Here is an 18,836-nt window from a genome sequence, read left to right on the forward strand (position 1 = left end):
TCACTCTTGCGGATTTTCAATGGCCGGGTCCGGCCGTGGAATGGAGCGCGCACGCTTTCCTCGGAAATAGGTCTTCACCCACTCATCCTCGCAGGCCAGCATATCGTCCAAAGTTCCTTCAACCAATACACGCTTCTGTCCCAGAACGGCAATGCGGTCACAGGCGGAAAACAGGCTGTCCAGGTCGTGGGTCACCATATAGACGGTCAGCCCCAGCGTATCGCGCAGGCGCATGATCAGCTCGTCGAATTCGGCAGCGCCGATCGGGTCGAGACCGGACGTCGGCTCATCGAGAAAGACCAGGTCGGGATCAAGCGCCAGGGCGCGGGCGAGTGCCGCACGCTTGATCATGCCGCCGGACAGCTCGGAGGGATATTTGTCGCCGGCATCCGCCTCGAGCCCGACCATCTGGATCTTCAGATAGGCAAGTTCTTCCATCAGCCATTTCGGCAAATGCAGGTATTCGCGCATCGGCAGCTGGATGTTTTCCTTGACGGTCAGCGACGAGAACAACGCGCCCTGCTGGAAGAGCACGCCGAGGCGCGTGTCGAGCCCGATGCGATCTTCCTCGCTGACGGTGTCATAGTCGGCGCCCAGAATGGAGATCTTGCCCGAGCGGCGCGGCAGGAGGCGCAGGACCGTGCGCATCAGCACCGACTTGCCCGCGCCGGAGGCACCGACGAAGCCGAGAATCTCGCCGCGATAGATATCGAGGTCGAGCTTGTCGAGAACGATCTTGTCGCCGAAGCCGACCGTCAGGCCGCGGACCGACAGGACGGTTTCACGCTCTTCGTTTGGTGGCTTCATCTCTGCTGCGTTCATCCCGGCCTCCCTAGAAGTCTATGGCCGCGTAGAATATGGCAAAGAGCCCATCCACGAGAATGACGACGAAAATGGATTTGACCACCGCTGCCGTGACGTGGCGTCCGAGCGATTCGGCGCTGCCGCCGACCTTCATGCCCTCGACGGCTGCGACGATGCCGATGATCAGCGCCATGAAAGGCGCCTTGATCATGCCCGACGCCAGCGTCGAATAGTCGACCGCATCGTGCAGGCGGGTGGCAAAGACCTCGAATGTGATGCCCGAATAGCTCCATGCCACCACCGCAGCGCCGTAGAGCGCCGCGAAATTGGCGATGATAGTCAAAAGCGGCAAAGCGATGGTGAGCGCCACCAGGCGCGGAAAGACCAGAACACCGATCGGATTGAGGCCAATAACCTTGAGCGCGTCGATCTCCTCGCGCATCTTCATCGAGCCGATTTCGGCGGTGATGGCACTGCCCGATCGTCCGGCAATCATGATGGCGGTCAGCAGCACGCCGATTTCGCGCAATTGCAGGATGCCGACCAGATCGACGACGAAGACTTCGGCGCCGAAATAGCGCAGCTGGAAGGCACCCTGCTGGGCGATGATCGCGCCGATCAGGAAGGACATCAGCACGATGATCGGTACAGCGCGAACGCCCATGTGATCGAGCTGGTTGACGACGGAGGCCGGCGACACGCCAGGGCCGCGGCTGCGCTTGGTCTGGGCGCCGCGCACGGCAGAGCCGAGCACATACATCATGGCGACCGCATCGTACCAAAGCCCCGCCGCCATTTCGCCGATCGGGGCAAAGATCCGCTGAAAGAGCGGCAGACGCGTCACGGCCTTTTTCGGCACGTCGGTACTTTCCGGCAAGGCCGCCACCAGTTCGCGCATCGCCTCGTCGGCATTGACCACCTCGGCCGCGCCACCGTTTTGACGCGACGCATTCAGCATGCGCCGCACCAGCCAGGCGCCGGCCATGTCCATGCTTGAAATGCCGGAAAGGTCTACCTCGACCACGTCCTTGCCGCTCGCACCTATGGTGTCGAGTTGCTGCAGCACAGGCTCCAGGCTGTCATTGCGCCAACGGCCGCTCAGAATCAGCCGGCGCCCTGCCCCTCCAGGCGCATCTTCGGCTGCCAGCGCAGCGGTGTCCTGTTGTGGCGACTTCAAGATGGTTCAAACTTTCCAGGCTTTCGACGGCGTTGAACCGGTTGTTCAAGGCAAATGCCGAAGAGTCGTATTCGTTTTCAATATAGCCTGCCTTTGCAGCAATTCCATCTCTTCGCGACACTAAAGGCGGCCCGTTACCCAGCAGCAACACATATTGTCGCATTCAACGGGTCTGCGGTTCGTATTTGCCGCCCATACGACACGCAGCAGACCGATCATGGATGCTGCGGGCTATGGACAAACCGCGATCGCTAGGGGTTTCACGCCGCCTGGACGTCGCCCGCCTTCGCAGTTTCGGCAGGCATGGCAATCGGCCTGTCGGCGGTGAGTGCCTTCAGTTCGACCGGCGCGCCGATACGGTGTCCCCAGGAAATCAGCTCGAAACGGCCGTCATAGTGTTCGACAATGGCCGTGCAGCTTTCCACCCAATCGCCGGTGTTGATGTAGTGGATGCCGTCGATATCCTCCATGACAGCATGGTGGATATGGCCGCAAATCACGCCATCGACCTCGTTGCGGCGGGCTTCCTCGGCCACCACGCGCTGGAATTCGCCGATGAAATTGACCGCCTGCTTGACCTGCAGCTTGGCCCAGGCCGAAAACGACCAATAGGGCAGCCCGATGACGCGGCGGACGCGGGCCAGAAGGATATTGATGGCAATGGCCATGTCATAGGCCCAGTCGCCGAGATAGGCGAGAAGCCGGGCATTGCGCACCACCACGTCGAATTCGTCGCCATGCAGTACCAGATATTTCTTGCCGTCGGCCGTCTCGTGGATCATGCGCTCGGCGACTTCGATGCCGCCGAAATGGGAACCGGGAAAGCCGCGCAGGAATTCGTCGTGATTGCCGGGAATGTAGACGATGCGCGTGCCCTTGCGCGCCTTGCGCAGCAGCTTCTGGACCACGTCGTTGCAATCCTGCGGCCAGTACCAGCTGCGTTTCAGCCGCCAGCCATCGACGATGTCGCCGACCAGGAAGATCGTATCAGCCTCATGGCAGCGTAGGAAATCCAGCAGGAAGTCGGTCTTTGCCGCCTTCGAGCCGAGATGCACGTCGGAAATGAACAGGGTTCTGAAATGCCTGGTTGCCGGTTCTGAATTCACGGTGATGGCCTCTCGCTTGACGAGCCTTTTCCCTTTTTCCAAATCAGAGTCTTGTTTCAGGAACATGACAGGCCGCGAAATTGGGTTCCGGCAACGCCATTAAGCCGCGACCAATTGCGGCAGATCGCAGTGTGCGATCTCGGCCGCCTCGTTGCGTGTGACACCAAGAGCCACCAGAATTAATTCGGCCACTTCGCTGCCGGCATCGCGCCAACTCTTGTAGCCTTCCTGCACCAGCATCATGCCCGACAAGGTCGCCCCCGCTATTACCCCGACTGTGGAGGTAACTTGGTCCGGACCGATCGCATAGCGGCCGCGTGTGATCGCTTCGGCAATCTCGTCGGTGAGCGAGGCGGTCAACAGCGCCCGCAAGGACGTATTGCTGAAACCAAAATGCACGATGAAGCGTCCCCACTGCGGCTCCTCGTGTGCGCGCCGAATGAAGAGACGAATACCGCAGGAAAGCCGCACTGCCGGATCGTCAAGACCATCGACGCTGGCTCGCACACGCTCCTGCATCTCTCCGGCCAGATCGCTGGCAACATCCTCAAACAGGTGGTCGGGATTCTGCACGGCATTGTAGATTGTGCCTCGTGCCACGCCCGCTTCGAGAGCCAGGTCACTGACATTCACCCGGTTTGCACCGACCCGTGCGAATAGACGCATCGCCGCTTCATGGATGCGACACTGGACGACAGATTTCAAAGCGCCGTGTTCCTTTTCTTACACATCGAGCCATTCTGGCGGGTGGCTTCCGCCAAGATCGAGATCGAGATCGAGATCGAGATCGAACTCCACAATAACAACACATGACTACAAGATCAATGATGTTGACATTTGAACAATTATGTTCAAAATAAATCGTACCAGTTCATTTACACCGGTCGAGAGACCGTTGCCAGGAGAACCGATATGAAGAAACTGCTGCTTGCCTCGCTATTGCTCGCCGCACTTGCCAGCTGCTCACAAACCACCAAGCCTGCCGATGAGAAGTCGGTGGCCTGCGCGAAAGCGGGCCTTTCCGCCGAGGAATGTGCCCAGTCGAAATATGGTTTGCATGCGACGACCCTGCCGCCCGTCGTCTCGCCCTCGACCTGACGCTGAGTAGGGTTGAGCCGCCGCCACATGGCCCTTGTCCGGGCAGAATCCATCGCCGTGCCGGCATCGGTATGACAAAATCGGTTGGGAGTTCCACAGGGTACTCCCAGTTCGGTTCATTTGGTGTATGCATGAACGCATACCAGTGACTAAACCGGACACGAAAAAGCATGAATCCCACGGACAAGAACAAGCAGGCAGCGACGGCGGCCGACCTCGATTCTCAGGCGCTGTTTTACCATCGCTATCCCCGCCCCGGGAAACTGGAGATCCAGGCCACCAAGCCGCTTGGCAACCAGCGCGATCTGGCACTTGCCTATTCGCCGGGCGTTGCCGCCCCATGCCTGGCGATCCGCGACAATCCCGAAATGGCCGACGATTATACCGCCCGCGCCAATCTGGTCGCTGTGATTTCCAACGGCACCGCTGTGCTCGGGCTCGGCAATATCGGGCCGCTGGCCTCCAAGCCGGTCATGGAAGGCAAGGCCGTCCTGTTCAAGAAATTCGCCGGCATCGACGTCTTCGACATCGAGATCGATGCGCCGGGCGTCGAGGCGATGGTCTCTACTGTCTCCGCCCTGGAGCCGACTTTCGGCGGCATCAATCTGGAAGACATCAAGGCGCCGGAATGTTTCGAAGTCGAGCGCCTGCTACGCGAAAAGATGAATATTCCGGTCTTCCACGACGACCAGCACGGCACCGCCATCATCGTTGCCGCCGCCATCCTCAACGGGCTGGAACTGGCCGGCAAGCGCATCGATGACGTGAAGATCGTCGCCTCGGGCGCAGGTGCCGCCGCCCTCGCCTGCCTCAACCTGCTGGTGGCGCTCGGCGCCAAACCGGAAAACATCTGGGTGCACGATATCGAGGGCCTGGTCTACAAGGGCCGCAACGAGTTGATGGACCCGTGGAAAGAGGTCTATGCCCAGGACAGCGACAAGCGCGTGCTGGCTGAAAGCATCGGCGGCGCCGATGTGTTCCTCGGCCTGTCGGCCGCCGGCGTGCTGAAGCCGGAACTGTTGGCGCAGATGGCGGAAAAGCCGCTGATCATGGCGCTGGCCAATCCGACGCCGGAAATCATGCCGGAACTGGCGCGCAGCGCCCGGCCCGATGCGATGATCTGCACCGGCCGGTCGGACTTTCCCAACCAGGTCAACAACGTTCTCTGCTTCCCCTATATCTTCCGCGGCGCGCTCGATTGTGGTGCCACCACGATCAACGAAGAGATGAAGATGGCAGCGGTCAAGGCGATCGCCGCACTCGCCCGCGAGGAAGTCTCGGAAGTGGCCGCCAAGGCCGTTTCCGGTGAAGCGCCGATCTTCGGTCCCAATTACCTGATCCCCTCGCCGTTCGATCCGCGGCTGATCCTGCGCATCGCGCCAGCGGTCGCCAGGGCTGCGGCCGACAGCGGCGTGGCGCGTCGTCCGATCAGCGATTTCGACACCTATCTCGACCAGCTCAACCGCTTCGTGTTCCGTTCCGGCTTCGTGATGAAGCCGATCTTCACCAATGCCAAGACCGCCGCCAACAAGCGGGTGATCTTTGCCGAAGGCGAAGACGAACGGGTGCTGCGCGCCGCCCAGGTGCTTCTGGAAGACGGTATCGGCAAGCCGATCCTGATCGGCCGCCCGCAGATCATCGAGACGCGGCTGGAGCGCTTCGGCCTGCGCATCCGGCCGGGTACGGATTTCGAGGTGGTGAACCCGGAAGACGATCCGCGCTACCGCGACTATGTCGATGAATATCTGGCACTGGTCGGCCGCGCCGGGGTGAACCCGGAGGCGGCCCGCACCATCGTGCGCACCAGCAGCACCGTGATCGGCGCGCTGGCGGTGAAACGCGGCGATGCCGATGCGCTGATCTGCGGTGTCGAAGGCCGCTTCGACCGGCATTTGCGCGATGTGCGCCAGATCATCGGCAAGAAGCCGGGTGTCTGCGCCTTTTCCGGCCTCAGCCTGCTGATCTCGCAGCGCGGCGCGATCTTCTTCACCGACACCTTCGTAACCCACAATCCGCCGGCTGCCGAAATCGCCGAGATGACGATCCTTGCGGCCGAGGAAATCCGCCGTTTCGGCATCACGCCCCGCGCCGCCCTGCTCTCCCATTCGAACTTCGGCTCGCGGGATTCCGAAAGCGCCCGCAAGATGCGCGACGCATTGGCGATCATCAAGCAGGCGGCACCGGAGCTTGAGGTGGACGGCGAAATGCAGGGTGGCTCGGCCCTGTCGGAAGCCCTGCGCAAGCGCGCCATGCCGGACAGCACGCTGACCGGCGAGGCCAACCTGCTGGTCTTCCCCAATCTCGACGCGGCAAACATCTCGCTCGGCATCGTGCGCACCATGATGGACGCCCTGCATGTCGGGCCGATCCTGCTGGGCGCTGCCCTGCCCGCCCATATCCTGTCGTCCTCGGTCACGTCGCGCGGCGTGGTCAACATGGCAGCGCTTGCCGTGGTCGAGGCATCGCAGCCGGCCTGAGACCGGCCCTCTCTTGGACGCGCGGCCGCGGACCGGCTGCGCGTCTCCTGTCCAATTCAGCCCTGCAACAGGCCTCAACTGTCCGGAAGCACACACAATCGCATGCAATCATAAATTGAACTGGACTTTTCTAACACAATCAACAATCCTAAACCCGTAGATTCTCTAGGGTCGGGCTATGGTGGATCAAACCGGGTATTTCGAGCTCATGGACTGGCTCGAAAATGAGAAATCCGTGCAGCCTCAGGCTTTCTTCGAGCGCATGCAATTCACTTTCGGAATTGCCAATCTTCTCTACATCGACGCAGCCGTCACGCCATCGGGGCTCAGGCTGCACCGCCTGCATCACACCTTCGGGCCGGTAGTGGAGCGCTCGTTTCAAATGCTCGGCGCCCCGGCACTGTCGCGGGTGGTGCGGTCGGCGTTGCGGTCGGTCAAACCGCTTGATCTTTCGGTGTCGCTGCAGAGCGACCCTCTCGGCGAAACGCTTGGCGCCCGCGCCCGGCAATTCGGACTGCCGCTGGAGGGCGTCTCCTACCCGTTGATTTCGCAAGGCGGCCGGTCAGCGCTTCTGGCCATCAATGTCGAGTTGGCGGCCCGCGAATGGCCGCAATACCGCCGGATCTACGATCGCGACATCCATGCCCTGGCCGCACAGTTCCACGCCGCCATGCTGGAGGGCACCCATGGCCTGCAAAGTAGGATCGTTCTGCGGCCACCCCTGACGCCGCGCGAAAAGGAAACGCTCGCCTGGACAGCCGCCGGCAAAAGCTACTGGGAAATCGCGGTGATCCTCGGTATCTCGGAACGGACCGTGCGGTTTTTCATGACCAATGCAAGACGCAAGCTGAACGCGGTCTCCAATACCCAGGCGGTCGCCGAAGCCGTCTGGCACGGCCTGATCTCCCATCTCTGACACCGTGACGACGCCTCAGTATTCACAAGTTTCGCGTCCTAACGACGAGCCTCTGCGCCACTATAATCCAGAATTGCTCGAGGCCACCCTGTCTCTACCGACAGTTTAATTGCGAACTCTTTGCCCCCAGTTTCCGTTCCTAGTCAGGAACAGGAGACTTGCATGATTAAAATTTTGAACGGTTCCAATCGCCATCTTCACCGGGAAGACATGGCGCAGATGTTCCGTCTGCGTAAAAAAGTGTTTCACGACATGCTTCGATGGGACGTGCAGATCGAAGGCGACTTCGAGATCGACGGCTATGACCAGGCCAACCCGATCTACGTGCTCTCGCACGATCCACAGACCGGGCACTTGCGTGGCGCGCTGCGCCTGTTGCCGACGCTCGGGCCGAACATGCTGGACGATACCTTTCCGACCTTGCTCGGCGCCAATCCGCCGATCCGCAGCGCCGAGGTCTGGGAATCGAGCCGGTTCTGCATCGAACCGGAAATCTCCCAGGACCGGGCGTCGAACCAGGTGACAATCGCGGCGGCCGAACTGATGTGTGGTGTCGGCGAACTGGGGCTGGCCTCCGGCCTCTCCCATATCGTTACGGTGACCGACGTGTTCCTGGAGCGCATGTTTCGCCGCATGGGTTGCGCTGGAGAGCGGATCGCCGAACCGCACAAGATCGGCTCGGTCCACGCCGTGGCGATCGCCTGGGAGGTCACCGAAGAGTTGTTGGCCCGCATGAAAGCGGTCGCCGAAATCAACAGCTCCGTGCTGGAAAGACCAATGTCGCTGGAGCAGGCAAGGGCCGCATGAGCCAGACGAAAGCAAAGGGAACGAAGAACATCTTCCTCTTGGAATTGTACATGCGGTTAAGGTAAAAGCGGAATACCGGTTGGCGCCGTCCAGCCGGTATTTTATGATGGCGAAGGTGATGGCCGCGATCCTGCGGCCCGCCGACGCCGCGCAATACGCTATCGGACCTGCATTGTGACCTTTGATCGGCATACACTCACGCTTCTGCTTGCGGCTGTGATCGTCACGACGGCCACGGATGCCGGAGCCACGGCCGTGTGCGACAGGCTGCGGGACAAGCTGGCTCGCACGCCGGTCGTCATCGGCGCCAGTTCCGAAATCCGCAAGCATTCGAGTGCGATCGCCCGTCAGAACTTCGAAATCCGCAAGGTGCGCCACGACCTGCGGCAAATGGGCTGCGGCAATGGCAGCATTATCACTTACGGTACCAGCGACCAGAACATCTGCGTCGAGCTTTCTGAAGCGCTGACGCGCATGGAGACCAACAAGCAGACGCTTATGGAAAAGCGCAGGGCGATCGGCACCGGAAATGCCGACAGCAACCCGACCCGCCAGCGCATTCTCGCCGCGATCGATGCCAATGGCTGCAACGAACTACCGCCGTCCGCACCGGAACCGGAGCCGAGCGAGGCTTCCACGCCGCCGGGACTGATCCGCCAGCCGGACAGCGAGGGCAATGCCTTCGATGCCTTGGCAGACCAGCTTGCCAATGACTATCCGAGCAATGGTGGAAACCTGCGCACGCTGTGTGTGCGCACCTGCGACGGCTCTTTCTTCCCGATCTCGGGCAATGCGACGCCGCTCAATTTCCGCCGCGATGCGCAATTGTGCCAGCAGATGTGCCCCGGCACCGAAACCGAGCTCTACTACCACTCGATCCTTACCGAGGAGAGTGCGGACATGGTGTCGACCTCGACCGGACGGCCCTATCGGGAGTTGCCGACGGCGTTTTCCTATCTGAGCCGCCCGACTGGAGACAAGCCCGCCTGCGGCTGCAATCTCTCGGCCGATCGCAACAAGAGCCTGCCGAACAGCCAAGGCGGCCAGACGTCGGCGCCCGGCGGCTATTCCTCGATCACGGAGATCAAGACCAAGCCCGAAACCGCAGCGACGGCCCCTGCCGAAATGCCGGAGCGGTCCTACGATCCGGCCGAAAGCAAGGTCCGCCGTGTGGGTCCGATGTTCCTGCCGACGGAAACGAGCAGCATCGACCTGAAGAACCCGGCTTTGCCTGGGCCGCAGCCCGTCCAGCAGTAACGCACGGTATCAGTGGGCGCAGGCAATACATTAGATATCGCTTGTATTGAGCTGATTTTGCATGGCAATCGTCCAGTGCAGTTGTGGCTGGAGATCAGTCTCGCCCCTGCCAGGTCTCCTCGAAGATCAGGTCATCGAGGGATAGCCGCTGGCGCCAGCCCTTGAGCTCCAGTTCCGGCCGCTCGTACAAGGCGTCCACGTAACCGACGCAGAGCCAGCCGATGATCTCGACATCGGGCGGGATCGACAGGATCTGACGCAGGTCCTCAGCATTGAAGATGCTGACCCAGCCGACGCCGAGGCCTTCGGCGCGGGCTGCCAGCCACAGGTTCTGGATGGCGCAGACGGTCGAGTAACTGTCCATGCGCGGATTGTGGGTTCGCCCGAGCACGACCGGTCCGCCCCGCGTCGGATCCGACGTCACGCAGATGCCGAGCGGCGCCTTCAGGATGCCTTCGAGCTTGAGCGACCGATAAAGCGCCTGGCGATCCTCGGGAAACAGCGAGACCGCTTCGGCATTGGCGCGGCTGAAGGCCTGCCAGACTTCGCGGCGCCGTTGTTCGTCACGCACGGTGATAAAATTCCACGGCTGCATGAAGCCGACGGAGGGCGCATGATGGGCGGCCGAGAGGATGCGGCGCAGCACATCCTCCGCCACGGGTTTGGGCAGGAATTCATTGCGGACATCGCGCCGCGTCATGATTGCCCGGTAGACGGCGTCGCGCTCCTCGATGGAAAACGCGCCCGCCTGGACCAGATGGTCCGCTGGTTCTAAGTGCATCGTCAACTCCCCAACAATGCCTGCAACCGCCTGCCGTCCAAGCAGAACCGTCTATGATATCAGGCCGGTCTTCTGACTGGGCGTCACCTGAAAGCCGCGGCCTTCCCGACCGGATGGGGTCAGTGGCGTGGTTGCACAGCGGCAACCGATTGCGGCAGACATCAGCCTTACAGCGTTGGGCACGTTCCGGATTTGCACCGAATTCCCGATTCTCCCGTCGAGGACGGGCACCTGATGGACGACACTGGCCACAAAGCGGCCTTCAGTGCAAGTGAGGTCAGCCGATCCGGCTCAACCGACCACCGGAAAATAACGCATATAGGCGAATTCCTGGCCATCCGGCGACCAGCACGGCACATTGATCGTGCCCTGCCCGCCGAACAGTTCGAACAGGGTTTCGATATTGCCGCCGTCGGGATCCATCAGGCGCAGCCTGACATCGAGATCGCGCGGATGATCGAACACGTCGGGGGCGTAGGACAGCAGCAGCACCTTGGCTCCGTCCGGGGATGGATGGGGAAACCAGTCACCGAAACCGTCACGGGTGACCTGCTCAAGTCCTGCGCCATCGGGATGGATACGCCAGATCTGCATGAGGCCCGTCCGGCTCGAGTTGAAATAGATCCACTGGCCGTCGGCGGAATAGTCGGGACCGTCATTGCGGCCTTCGCCGAAGGTCAGCCGCGTCTCCTCGCCGCCGTCGATGGAGATGGTGTAGATATCGAAGACATTTTCGCGGATACCGCAATAGGCGAACCGCCGACCGTCCGGCGACCAGCCGTGCCAATAGGACGGCAGGTTCAAGGTCACCTGGCGGGGGTCTCCGCCGGCAGACGGCAGGACATAGATACAGGATTTGCCGAATTCGGTCTTGTCGGAGATGGCAATCAGCGTGCCATCGGGCGACAGGCCGTGATCGTTGTTGATCTGGCGGGCAAAGCCGAGATCCACAGGCTGCGGCAGCGCGCTGCCGTCGACCGGCAGCCGGTACAATCCGCCATCGCCGTTGATCAGCAAATGTCGCCCGTCAGGTGTCCAGTTCGGCGCTTCGAACAGGGCCTCGCTCTGCCAGACCACCCGATGGCTGCGGGTCGCAAGGTTGAAGATCTCGACGGAACTGCGCATCTGGCTTGCCTCCCGAATCGGACCACCGCCCGTCTGTTCTTTGCTTTACCGCAATTCCGGACGCAATACCGGTTCCCACTTTTGCTGGAATTGCTTTAGCGGTCACGGAACCGGTTGGTGATGGGATAGCGGCGGTCGCGGCCGAAATTCTTCTTGGTGATCTTCACGCCCGGCGCCGACTGGCGGCGCTTGTATTCGGCGAGATAGAGCAGATGCTCGATGCGGTGCACGGTTGCGATGTCATGGCCGCGCGCCACGATATCCTCGACCGCCATCTCCTTCTCGACCAGGCATTCCAGGATATCGTCGAGCACCGGATAGGGCGGCAGCGAATCCTGGTCGGTCTGGTTGGGCCGGAGTTCCGCCGAGGGCGCCTTGGACAGGATATTGGCCGGGATGACTTCGCCGGAAGGACCTAGTGCACCCGGCGGCACATGCTTGTTGCGCCAGGCGGCCAGCGCATAGACCTGCATCTTGTAGAGGTCCTTGATCGGATTGAAGCCGCCGTTCATGTCGCCATACAGCGTCGCATAGCCGACCGACATTTCCGATTTGTTGCCAGTTGTGACCACCATCGAGCCGAACTTGTTGGAGATCGCCATCAGGATCGTGCCGCGCGTCCGGCTCTGCAGGTTTTCCTCGGTGATGCCGCTTTCCGTTCCCTCGAACATGTCGGCCAGCGCCGAAAGAAAACCTTCGACCGGCTCTGAAATCGGCACGATATCGTAGTGGCAGCCGAGCGCCTTGGCGCAGGCGGCCGCATCCGCGAAGGATTCCTCCGACGTGTAGCGGTAGGGCAGCATCACCGTGCGCACCCGCTCCTCGCCCAGCGCATCGACGGCGATGGCTGCGCAGATCGCCGAATCGATGCCGCCGGACAGGCCAAGCACGACGCTCTTGAAGCCGTTCTTGTTGACGTAATCGCGGAAGCCCAGCATGCAGGCTCGGTAATCGGCCTCTTCGGCCTCGGGAACATGCGAGACCGGACCGGCGTCGCAGCGCCAGCCACCGGCCTCGCGGCGCCAGGTCGAGACGAACAACGTCGATTCGAACTGGCTCATCTGGAAGGCGAGCGTCTTGTCGGCATTGAAGCAGAAGCTCGCGCCGTCGAACACCAGTTCGTCCTGCCCGCCCAACTGGTTGGCATAGACCATGGGAAGGCCGGTCTCTATCACCTGCTTCAGGACGACCTGGTGGCGAATATCCACCTTCCCCCTGTAGTAGGGCGAGCCATTGGGCACCAGCAGCATTTCCGCGCCCGATTCCGCCAGCGTCTCGCAGGCACCGAGATCTCCCCAGATATCCTCGCAGATCGGAATGCCGATACGAACGCCACGGAAATTCACCGGCCCAGGCATATCGCCGGCGACGAACACGCGCTTCTCGTCGAACTCGCCATAATTGGGCAGGTCGATCTTGTCGCGGATCGCCACGATGCGACCGCCGTCGACCACGGCCACGGAATTGTGTCGCCCCTTTTCGCCCTGGCGCGGGAAGCCGACGACGATGCCGGGGCCGCCATCGGCCGTATCAGCCGCGAGTTCTTCGACGGCGGACAGGCAGTTATGCAGGAAGGATGGCTTCAGCACCAGATCCTCCGGCGGATAGCCGGACAGGAACAGTTCGGTCAGCAAAAGCAGGTCGGCGCCGTGGGCGGCCGCCTCGGCACGCGCCTCGCGCGCCTTGGCTAGGTTGCCGACAATGTCGCCAACCGTCGGATTGAACTGCGCAATCGCAATGCGAAACGTATCGGGTCTGATCGGTGTGTCGCTCATGACAATTGTTTACCCCGCGCGGCATGGCCGCGCAACGGCGCGCCGCGAAAATCGGCGGCCCGCCGCGCTCGCCCGCGGCCAAAAGCCGGGGACATATTGGAGCCACGGGATGGTTCATGTAGCGTTCATGACGGGCGTGTGACATTTAGATGAAATATTTATGACGATTGGACTCCGCTCTTGGTTGAAGTCGCCTCCAAAATCCAGACAAGCAGTAATACGATCGCCGTTACGGCGACCCGGCCTGATGTCAGTGACACAAGGGCGCAGGCCCTGCGGGGTGCGATCTGCATCGTGAATTCGCTGCTGCTGGCGACCTTGACGATCATGGGTGTCGAGTGGTTGGCGCGCGGCAGCCTCGACGGCGTTGCCGAGTTCATGACCTCGCTGTCACGCCCGGGACTGACGGCGATCGGCCTGCTGTTCCTCATGATGCTGGCGCTCGACGCCTTGCTCGGGCGGGCCTATCAGTCGGCCCTGATCGTCGCGCCGATCGCGCTGCTGCCGGCTTTCGTGTCCGGCCAGAAGCAATTGTTCCTGTCCGATCCGCTTTATCCAAGCGACTTCCTGTTCGGCCGGCAGATCGCCGAACTGCTGCCGGTCATGGTTGCGGCACGGCCCCTGGCCGCCGTGGCGATCTCGCTTTCGGCTGCGGCGGCGATCGGCCTGCTGGTCTATTTCTGGTTCTTCGCCTGGCGGCGTTTTCCCGAGCTGTCGGCACGCTCCAAGCTGGCCCGCCTTGCCCTTGCCCTGCCATTGATCGGTCTCTTCCTGCCGCTGATGGATTACGCCCGCTATTCGCCGCTGCGCGATCGGCTCAACATCATCCCGATGATGTGGGACCAGACAGAAAACTACCGCCACAACGGCTTTCTGCTGGCCTTCACCTTCAATCTGCCGATGGCCAAGATTACCGCACCTGTCGGCTACAGCCCGGATGCGATCGACGCCATCTCACCGGGGCCGACCATCGTGCAGTTCGGCCCGCGCCGCGAACCTGACGTCATCATGATCATGAGCGAATCCTTCTGGGATCCGACGCGGCTCACCAATGTCGGCCTGTCGCCCGATCCGATGCCGACAGTGCGGGAAAACCAGTCCGGCCACGTCTTTTCGCCCGAATTCGGCGGCATGACGGCGAACGTCGAGTTCGAGGCGCTAACCGGTTTTTCCAATGCCTATCTGCCCTATGGCAGCATTCCCTATCAGCAGTATGTCCGACATCCGCTGCCGTCGCTCGCCACCTTCTTCCGCTCGAAAGGCTACACCGCAAAGTCCTTCCATCCCTTCCAGAGCTGGTTCTGGAACCGCAGCGACGTCTATTCCGCCTTCGGCTTCGAGAGCTTCGAATCCGAGGAAAGCATGCCGCCCATGGAAAAGCGCGGCATCTTCGCCTCCGACGAAGCCCTGACGCAGGAAATCATCCGCCAGGCCGACAATGCCGAAAACCCGTTCTTCTACTTCGCGGTGTCGCTGCAGGGACACGGCCCCTATGAGGCCAACCGCTATGCCCGCAACACCATCTCGGTGTCGGCCCCGGGCCTTTCAGCGCAGAGCCAGGATTCGGTCGCAACCTATGCCCAGGGCATCCGTGAGGCCGACCAGAGCCTGAAGACGCTGATGGACTGGGCCAAGGGCCGCGACCGGGAAACCATCATCGTGCTGTTCGGCGACCATCTGCCGCCGCTTGGCAGCGTTTATCCGGAAAGTGGCTTCATGCGGGACGAGGTCGCGACCCGCAAGGCGTCACCGCTGGTGATGAAACGCCAGCATGAGACGCCGCTGGTCATATGGTCGTCGAAAAAGGGCCTGCAGAAGGATATCGGCACGATCAGCCCGTCGCTGCTGCCCTATCACATCGTCAAGCTGGCCGGTTTCCGGCACCCCTATTATACCGGCCTGCTCGGTCGCGTTCAGCGCCAGTACGGCATTATCGACCGCTACCAGCTGATCGGCCGAGACGGTCTTGCCCAGCCCGACTGGAGCCTGTCCGGCGGCCGGATCGATCGGGCCATTCGCGACCAGCAGCTGCTGCAGCATGACATGATGTTCGGCGACCGCCATGGCGCGCAGCGGTTCTTCCCCGAAGACGCCGACCGGCGCGATCCCTCCAGCTGACAGGTCATCGCGACCGCTCCGCCATCGGCGTGATGTTTAGGCCTGCGCATGACCGCTTGTATTAAAAAAAACCGTTGACACCGCAGCCCGGAGGATTTCTGTATCGCGGCATTGCACCACCTTCCCGGAAAGGCTCATCCACAGCGGATGACATAAGAGTTCAGTCGATATCTCCATGCTTCAGGAATTGGATAGCGTCTTTTCAACCGGACGGGCTTTGACCCGCGAGGAAATCGCCGTTCACCCGAAGTTCCCGGCGATCGAGCGGCAAATCGCCGACCATCTGATCGCCATTCATGACCGGACACCACGGTTGTCGCGGCTGAAAGCGTCGCATCGCAAGTGGCTGATGACCCATTCCCTCTACGCACTGTCGCTGCAGAGAGTGGAAAGCGACCCTCTTTCGGGCCTGACAGCGACGCGTTTCATCGAGATCGTCATGCAGCTCGGCGCGGCCAGCCGTAACACGGCAGCGGCGTTTCTCGCCGAACTGGTGGCCTACAAGTTCCTGCGCGACGTTCCCGGGGTCACCGACCGCCGCGTTCGGGTTCTCGAGACGACGGAGATCAGCAACCAGGCGATGATCGGCTGGTTCATGGGCCACATGGCCTGCCTCGATCAGCTCGACGGCGGTCGGCGGCTTGCGGTCTGCACCGCCGATCCGCGCCTGTTCCGCATCGCCCAGCCGATCGCCGCCGCGACGTTGGTGGCCGACCCGGAGTGGCGCAATCCGCCGGACAGCATCGGCCACTTCCTCAACTCCGACATGGGCGGCATGGTGCTGCATGACCTGATTTCCCGGCTGGACGCCGCGCCGGCGCAGGCCGGGCGCGTGTCGATCGGCCCGGTGGCACTGTCGGTGATCGGCGAACGATATCTGGTTTCGGCCACCAATCTGAAGCGCATGTTCAAACGGGCCGAAACAGAAGGCCTGCTCGGCTGGACCCTGCCGCGCCGACGCGGTGACCTCTGGCTGTCGGACACGTTCATCAGCGACTATTTCCGCTGGCAGTCCGCCAAGTTTGCCGCCCTCGATGAGGCCTATTGCATAGCCGCCGCCGAGCTTGCCATGGGCGACGGAGCCGCTCAGCCGGCCGCACCGGGAGAAGAGGTGGACGATCTGCCCGCTTCGAATCTCGGCAGATTGTCGACGATCTCGTAGAAATCGGCCTTGTCGGCGCAATAGATGTGGCTTCCGACCACCAGTTCGGTTGGCTGGTCAAATGCGCCAGCCAGGATCGAGACCTGATCCGCGCCATCGCCGCGCCAGAACAATGCCGAGCCGCAGACGCAGCAGAAGCCGCGCTCGGCGCTGTCGCTCGACCTGTACCAGGTGATGTTGTCCGCGCCTGTGACCTCGACGTGGTCGTTGGCGACATCCGTCGATGCGTAATAGAGGCCGGTCTGCTTGCGGCACTGGGAGCAATGGCAGAAGCTGACTTTGCCAAGCGGGCCTAGGATAGTAAAACGCACCGCGCCGCAAAGGCACGAGCCATTGTGATTTTCCTGCATGTCTTCCCCGCCCCTTGCCCGAAAACAGAACCGGGCCAGCTTTGTACAGCCGGCCCGGTTCGTCAATTTCAGACGGCTGATGGCAAGCATCAGCCAAATTCAAGCGGCAGACGGGATCCGTCAGCCGTTGGCGGCCATCATGCGCTTTTCGTCGCGGCCACCCTTCATCCGCTCGGCAAGCAGGAAGGCCAGTTCCAGGGCCTGATCGGCATTGAGACGCGGATCGCAATGGGTATGGTAGCGATCCTGCAGGGCTTCCGCCGTCACGGCCCGCGCCCCACCGGTGCATTCCGTTACGTCATTGCCGGTCATCTCGATGTGAATGCCGCCCGGATGGGTGCCTTCGGCGCGATGGATCTGGAAGAAGCTCTCGACTTCCGACAGGACCCGCTCGAACGGCCGGGTCTTGTAGTTGTTGAGCGTGATCGTATTGCCATGCATCGGATCGCAGGACCAGACGACCTTGCGGCCTTCCTTTTCGACAGCGCGAATGAGGCGCGGCAGATGATCGGCAACCTTGTCGTAGCCGAACCGGCAGATCAGCGTCAGGCGGCCGGCCTCATTGGCAGGATTGAGGATGTCGATCAGTTCCAGCAGGCCGTCAGCCGTCATCGACGGACCGCATTTCAGGCCGATCGGGTTCTTGATGCCGCGGCAATATTCGACATGGGCGTGGTCTGGCTGGCGCGTGCGATCGCCGATCCAGATCATGTGGCCCGATGTGGCATACCAGTCGCCAGAGGTCGAATCGACGCGAGTCAGCGCCTCTTCATAGCCGAGAAGCAGCGCTTCATGGCTGGTGAAGAAATCGGTCTCGCGCAGATTCGGATTGTTTTCCGAGGTGATGCCGATCGCCTTCATGAAGTCCATGGTCTCGGAGATCCGGTCGGCGAGCTTGCGGTAGCGTTCGGCCTGCGGTGAGTCCTTGACGAAGCCCAGCATCCACTGATGCACGTTCTCCAGGTTGGCATAACCACCCATGGCAAACGCGCGCAGCAGGTTCAGCGTGGCCGCGGACTGGCGATAGGCCATGATCTGGCGCTCGGGGCTCGGAATGCGGGCCTCGGAGGTGAACTCGATGCCGTTGATGATGTCACCACGGTAGCTCGGCAGCTCGATATCGCCCTGCTTCTCCATGTCGGACGAGCGGGGCTTGGCGAACTGGCCGGCAATGCGGCCGACCTTGACGACCGGCAGCTGCGCGCCGAACGTCAGGACGACGGCCATCTGCAGGAAGGCGCGGAAGAAGTCGCGAATGGTGTCGGCGCCGTGTTCGGCAAAGCTTTCGGCACAATCGCCGCCCTGCAGCAGGAAGCCGTTGCCTTCTGCGACATTGCCAAGCGCCTTGGTCAAGCGGCGGGCTTCACCGGCAAAGACCAGCGGCGGAAACTTGGCGAGACGGCCTTCGGCTGCAGCCAGAGCTGCGTGATCCGGATAGGCCGGAACCTGCTTGATCGGCTTCTGCCTCCAGCTGCTCGGGGTCCAATTCTGTGCCATGATCTTCACCTACTCTTGATGGGGCCACTACCTCCGGCCACCTTTGGTCGGGGGCTTATAAACTCTTAATGAAGTCTTGCAAAGCCGAAGTTTCGAACACGCTGTCACGATGCAATCGTTCGTGTTCCAATGGCGCCGGACTGCAAATTTTCAGTTCCGACGCATTTTTTTGGCGGCATTAACGGATGAGCAACACAATAAACGGTAAGTGGAGCTGTACCGGTCAATTGTCTCGACCGTGCAAGAGCACCATGATGATGCCGTTTCAGGTAGTGCGTAAGGCATTCATCATGCGTGGTTCGCCACGTCGCCCCGATGCCGACCAGATCCCCCCAGCATACCCCCTTTTGCCGAAACCGTGGCGCGACCTTTCGATCGCGCCAGCG

At 61.6% G+C, this 18,836-nt stretch carries 16 protein-coding genes and 1 riboswitch; of the genes, 7 read left to right on the forward strand and 9 right to left on the reverse strand.

Going from position 1 to position 18,836, the window contains the following annotated elements:
• From HFC70_RS09445 to HFC70_RS09460, 4 genes are all read right to left on the reverse strand, one after another.
• Positions 1-822 (reverse strand): ABC transporter ATP-binding protein, encoded by an 822-nt coding sequence (locus tag HFC70_RS09445; RefSeq protein WP_168472991.1) that lies wholly within the window; start codon positions 820-822, stop codon positions 1-3.
• A 10-nt stretch (positions 823-832) separates the two neighbouring features.
• Entirely contained in the window at positions 833-1,981 is a 1,149-nt protein-coding gene (locus tag HFC70_RS09450; protein WP_168472992.1) for an ABC transporter permease, read from the reverse strand.
• Between the two features lie 260 nt (positions 1,982-2,241).
• Positions 2,242-3,087, reverse strand: coding sequence for a UDP-2,3-diacylglucosamine diphosphatase (locus HFC70_RS09455; RefSeq protein ID WP_368669600.1), 846 nt, complete (start codon positions 3,085-3,087; stop codon positions 2,242-2,244).
• 99 nt (positions 3,088-3,186) lie between these two features.
• Positions 3,187-3,792, reverse strand: a complete 606-nt coding sequence (locus tag HFC70_RS09460) for a TetR/AcrR family transcriptional regulator (RefSeq protein WP_210259212.1) — start codon at positions 3,790-3,792, stop codon at positions 3,187-3,189.
• Positions 3,793-3,999: 207 nt separating this feature from the next.
• On the opposite strand from HFC70_RS09460, the gene HFC70_RS09465 reads away from it, so the two are divergent.
• From HFC70_RS09465 to HFC70_RS09485, 5 genes are all read left to right on the forward strand, one after another.
• Positions 4,000-4,185, forward strand: a complete 186-nt coding sequence (locus HFC70_RS09465) for a hypothetical protein (RefSeq protein ID WP_168472994.1) — start codon at positions 4,000-4,002, stop codon at positions 4,183-4,185.
• A gap of 170 nt (positions 4,186-4,355) precedes the next feature.
• Positions 4,356-6,662 carry an NADP-dependent malic enzyme gene (locus HFC70_RS09470; RefSeq protein WP_168472995.1) on the forward strand — a complete coding sequence of 769 codons (2,307 nt, stop codon included), beginning with the start codon at positions 4,356-4,358 and terminating at the stop codon, positions 6,660-6,662.
• Positions 6,663-6,840: 178 nt separating this feature from the next.
• The gene (locus HFC70_RS09475) at positions 6,841-7,578 is read left to right on the forward strand and encodes a LuxR C-terminal-related transcriptional regulator (protein WP_168472996.1); all 738 of its coding nucleotides are present in this window, start codon (positions 6,841-6,843) and stop codon (positions 7,576-7,578) included.
• A gap of 162 nt (positions 7,579-7,740) precedes the next feature.
• Positions 7,741-8,385, forward strand: coding sequence for an acyl-homoserine-lactone synthase (locus tag HFC70_RS09480; protein ID WP_168472997.1), 645 nt, complete (start codon positions 7,741-7,743; stop codon positions 8,383-8,385).
• Between the two features lie 174 nt (positions 8,386-8,559).
• On the forward strand, positions 8,560-9,642 hold the full coding sequence (locus HFC70_RS09485) for a DUF2865 domain-containing protein (protein WP_168472998.1): 1,083 nt from the start codon (positions 8,560-8,562) through the stop codon (positions 9,640-9,642).
• 94 nt (positions 9,643-9,736) lie between these two features.
• Here the strand turns inward: HFC70_RS09485 and bluB are convergent, their stop codons facing one another.
• The 3 genes from bluB to HFC70_RS09500 form a co-directional block, all read right to left on the reverse strand.
• Positions 9,737-10,423 carry a 5,6-dimethylbenzimidazole synthase gene (gene bluB / locus HFC70_RS09490; RefSeq protein WP_168472999.1) on the reverse strand — a complete coding sequence of 229 codons (687 nt, stop codon included), beginning with the start codon at positions 10,421-10,423 and terminating at the stop codon, positions 9,737-9,739.
• A 44-nt stretch (positions 10,424-10,467) separates the two neighbouring features.
• A riboswitch (cobalamin riboswitch) is annotated at positions 10,468-10,673 on the reverse strand.
• 41 nt (positions 10,674-10,714) lie between these two features.
• Positions 10,715-11,548: a PD40 domain-containing protein gene (locus tag HFC70_RS09495; RefSeq protein ID WP_168473000.1), complete on the reverse strand. Its 834-nt coding sequence runs from the start codon at positions 11,546-11,548 to the stop codon at positions 10,715-10,717.
• 95 nt (positions 11,549-11,643) lie between these two features.
• Entirely contained in the window at positions 11,644-13,323 is a 1,680-nt protein-coding gene (locus HFC70_RS09500) for an NAD+ synthase (RefSeq protein ID WP_168473001.1), read from the reverse strand.
• Between the two features lie 273 nt (positions 13,324-13,596).
• Here HFC70_RS09500 and HFC70_RS09505 point away from each other — a divergent pair, with 273 nt between their 5' ends.
• Positions 13,597-15,441 carry an LTA synthase family protein gene (locus tag HFC70_RS09505; RefSeq protein ID WP_246735724.1) on the forward strand — a complete coding sequence of 615 codons (1,845 nt, stop codon included), beginning with the start codon at positions 13,597-13,599 and terminating at the stop codon, positions 15,439-15,441.
• 175 nt (positions 15,442-15,616) lie between these two features.
• A complete protein-coding gene (locus HFC70_RS09510) occupies positions 15,617-16,603 on the forward strand; it encodes a hypothetical protein (protein WP_246735713.1) in 987 nt (328 codons plus the stop codon).
• Here HFC70_RS09510 and HFC70_RS09515 read toward each other — a convergent pair.
• Together HFC70_RS09515 and HFC70_RS09520 are read right to left on the reverse strand one after the other, a co-directional pair.
• Complete coding sequence (locus tag HFC70_RS09515; protein ID WP_168473002.1) at positions 16,528-16,953, reverse strand: GFA family protein; 426 nt, start codon at positions 16,951-16,953, stop codon at positions 16,528-16,530. The two genes, HFC70_RS09510 and HFC70_RS09515, sit on opposite strands and share 76 nt — an antisense overlap.
• Positions 16,954-17,073: 120 nt before the next feature.
• Complete coding sequence (locus HFC70_RS09520; RefSeq protein ID WP_168473003.1) at positions 17,074-18,450, reverse strand: class II 3-deoxy-7-phosphoheptulonate synthase; 1,377 nt, start codon at positions 18,448-18,450, stop codon at positions 17,074-17,076.
• Between the last annotated feature and the right edge of the window lie 386 nt (positions 18,451-18,836).

Source organism: Agrobacterium sp. a22-2 (assembly GCF_012276985.1).
Classification (GTDB): domain Bacteria; phylum Pseudomonadota; class Alphaproteobacteria; order Rhizobiales; family Rhizobiaceae; genus Allorhizobium.

Bases quoted from the DNA above. Each gene is read 5' to 3' on its own strand.
- HFC70_RS09520 (WP_168473003.1), bottom strand. From the start codon at position 18,450: ATGGCACAGAATTGGACCCCGAGCAGCTGGAGGCAGAAGCCGATCAAG.
- HFC70_RS09515 (WP_168473002.1), bottom strand. From the start codon at position 16,953: ATGCAGGAAAATCACAATGGCTCGTGCCTTTGCGGCGCGGTGCGTTTT.
- bluB (WP_168472999.1), bottom strand. From the start codon at position 10,423: ATGCACTTAGAACCAGCGGACCATCTGGTCCAGGCGGGCGCGTTTTCC.
- HFC70_RS09495 (WP_168473000.1), bottom strand. From the start codon at position 11,548: ATGCGCAGTTCCGTCGAGATCTTCAACCTTGCGACCCGCAGCCATCGG.
- HFC70_RS09475 (WP_168472996.1), top strand. From the start codon at position 6,841: ATGGTGGATCAAACCGGGTATTTCGAGCTCATGGACTGGCTCGAAAAT.
- HFC70_RS09465 (WP_168472994.1), top strand. From the start codon at position 4,000: ATGAAGAAACTGCTGCTTGCCTCGCTATTGCTCGCCGCACTTGCCAGC.
- HFC70_RS09510 (WP_246735713.1), top strand. From the start codon at position 15,617: ATGCTTCAGGAATTGGATAGCGTCTTTTCAACCGGACGGGCTTTGACC.
- HFC70_RS09500 (WP_168473001.1), bottom strand. From the start codon at position 13,323: ATGAGCGACACACCGATCAGACCCGATACGTTTCGCATTGCGATTGCG.
- HFC70_RS09470 (WP_168472995.1), top strand. From the start codon at position 4,356: ATGAATCCCACGGACAAGAACAAGCAGGCAGCGACGGCGGCCGACCTC.
- HFC70_RS09480 (WP_168472997.1), top strand. From the start codon at position 7,741: ATGATTAAAATTTTGAACGGTTCCAATCGCCATCTTCACCGGGAAGAC.
- HFC70_RS09445 (WP_168472991.1), bottom strand. From the start codon at position 822: ATGAACGCAGCAGAGATGAAGCCACCAAACGAAGAGCGTGAAACCGTC.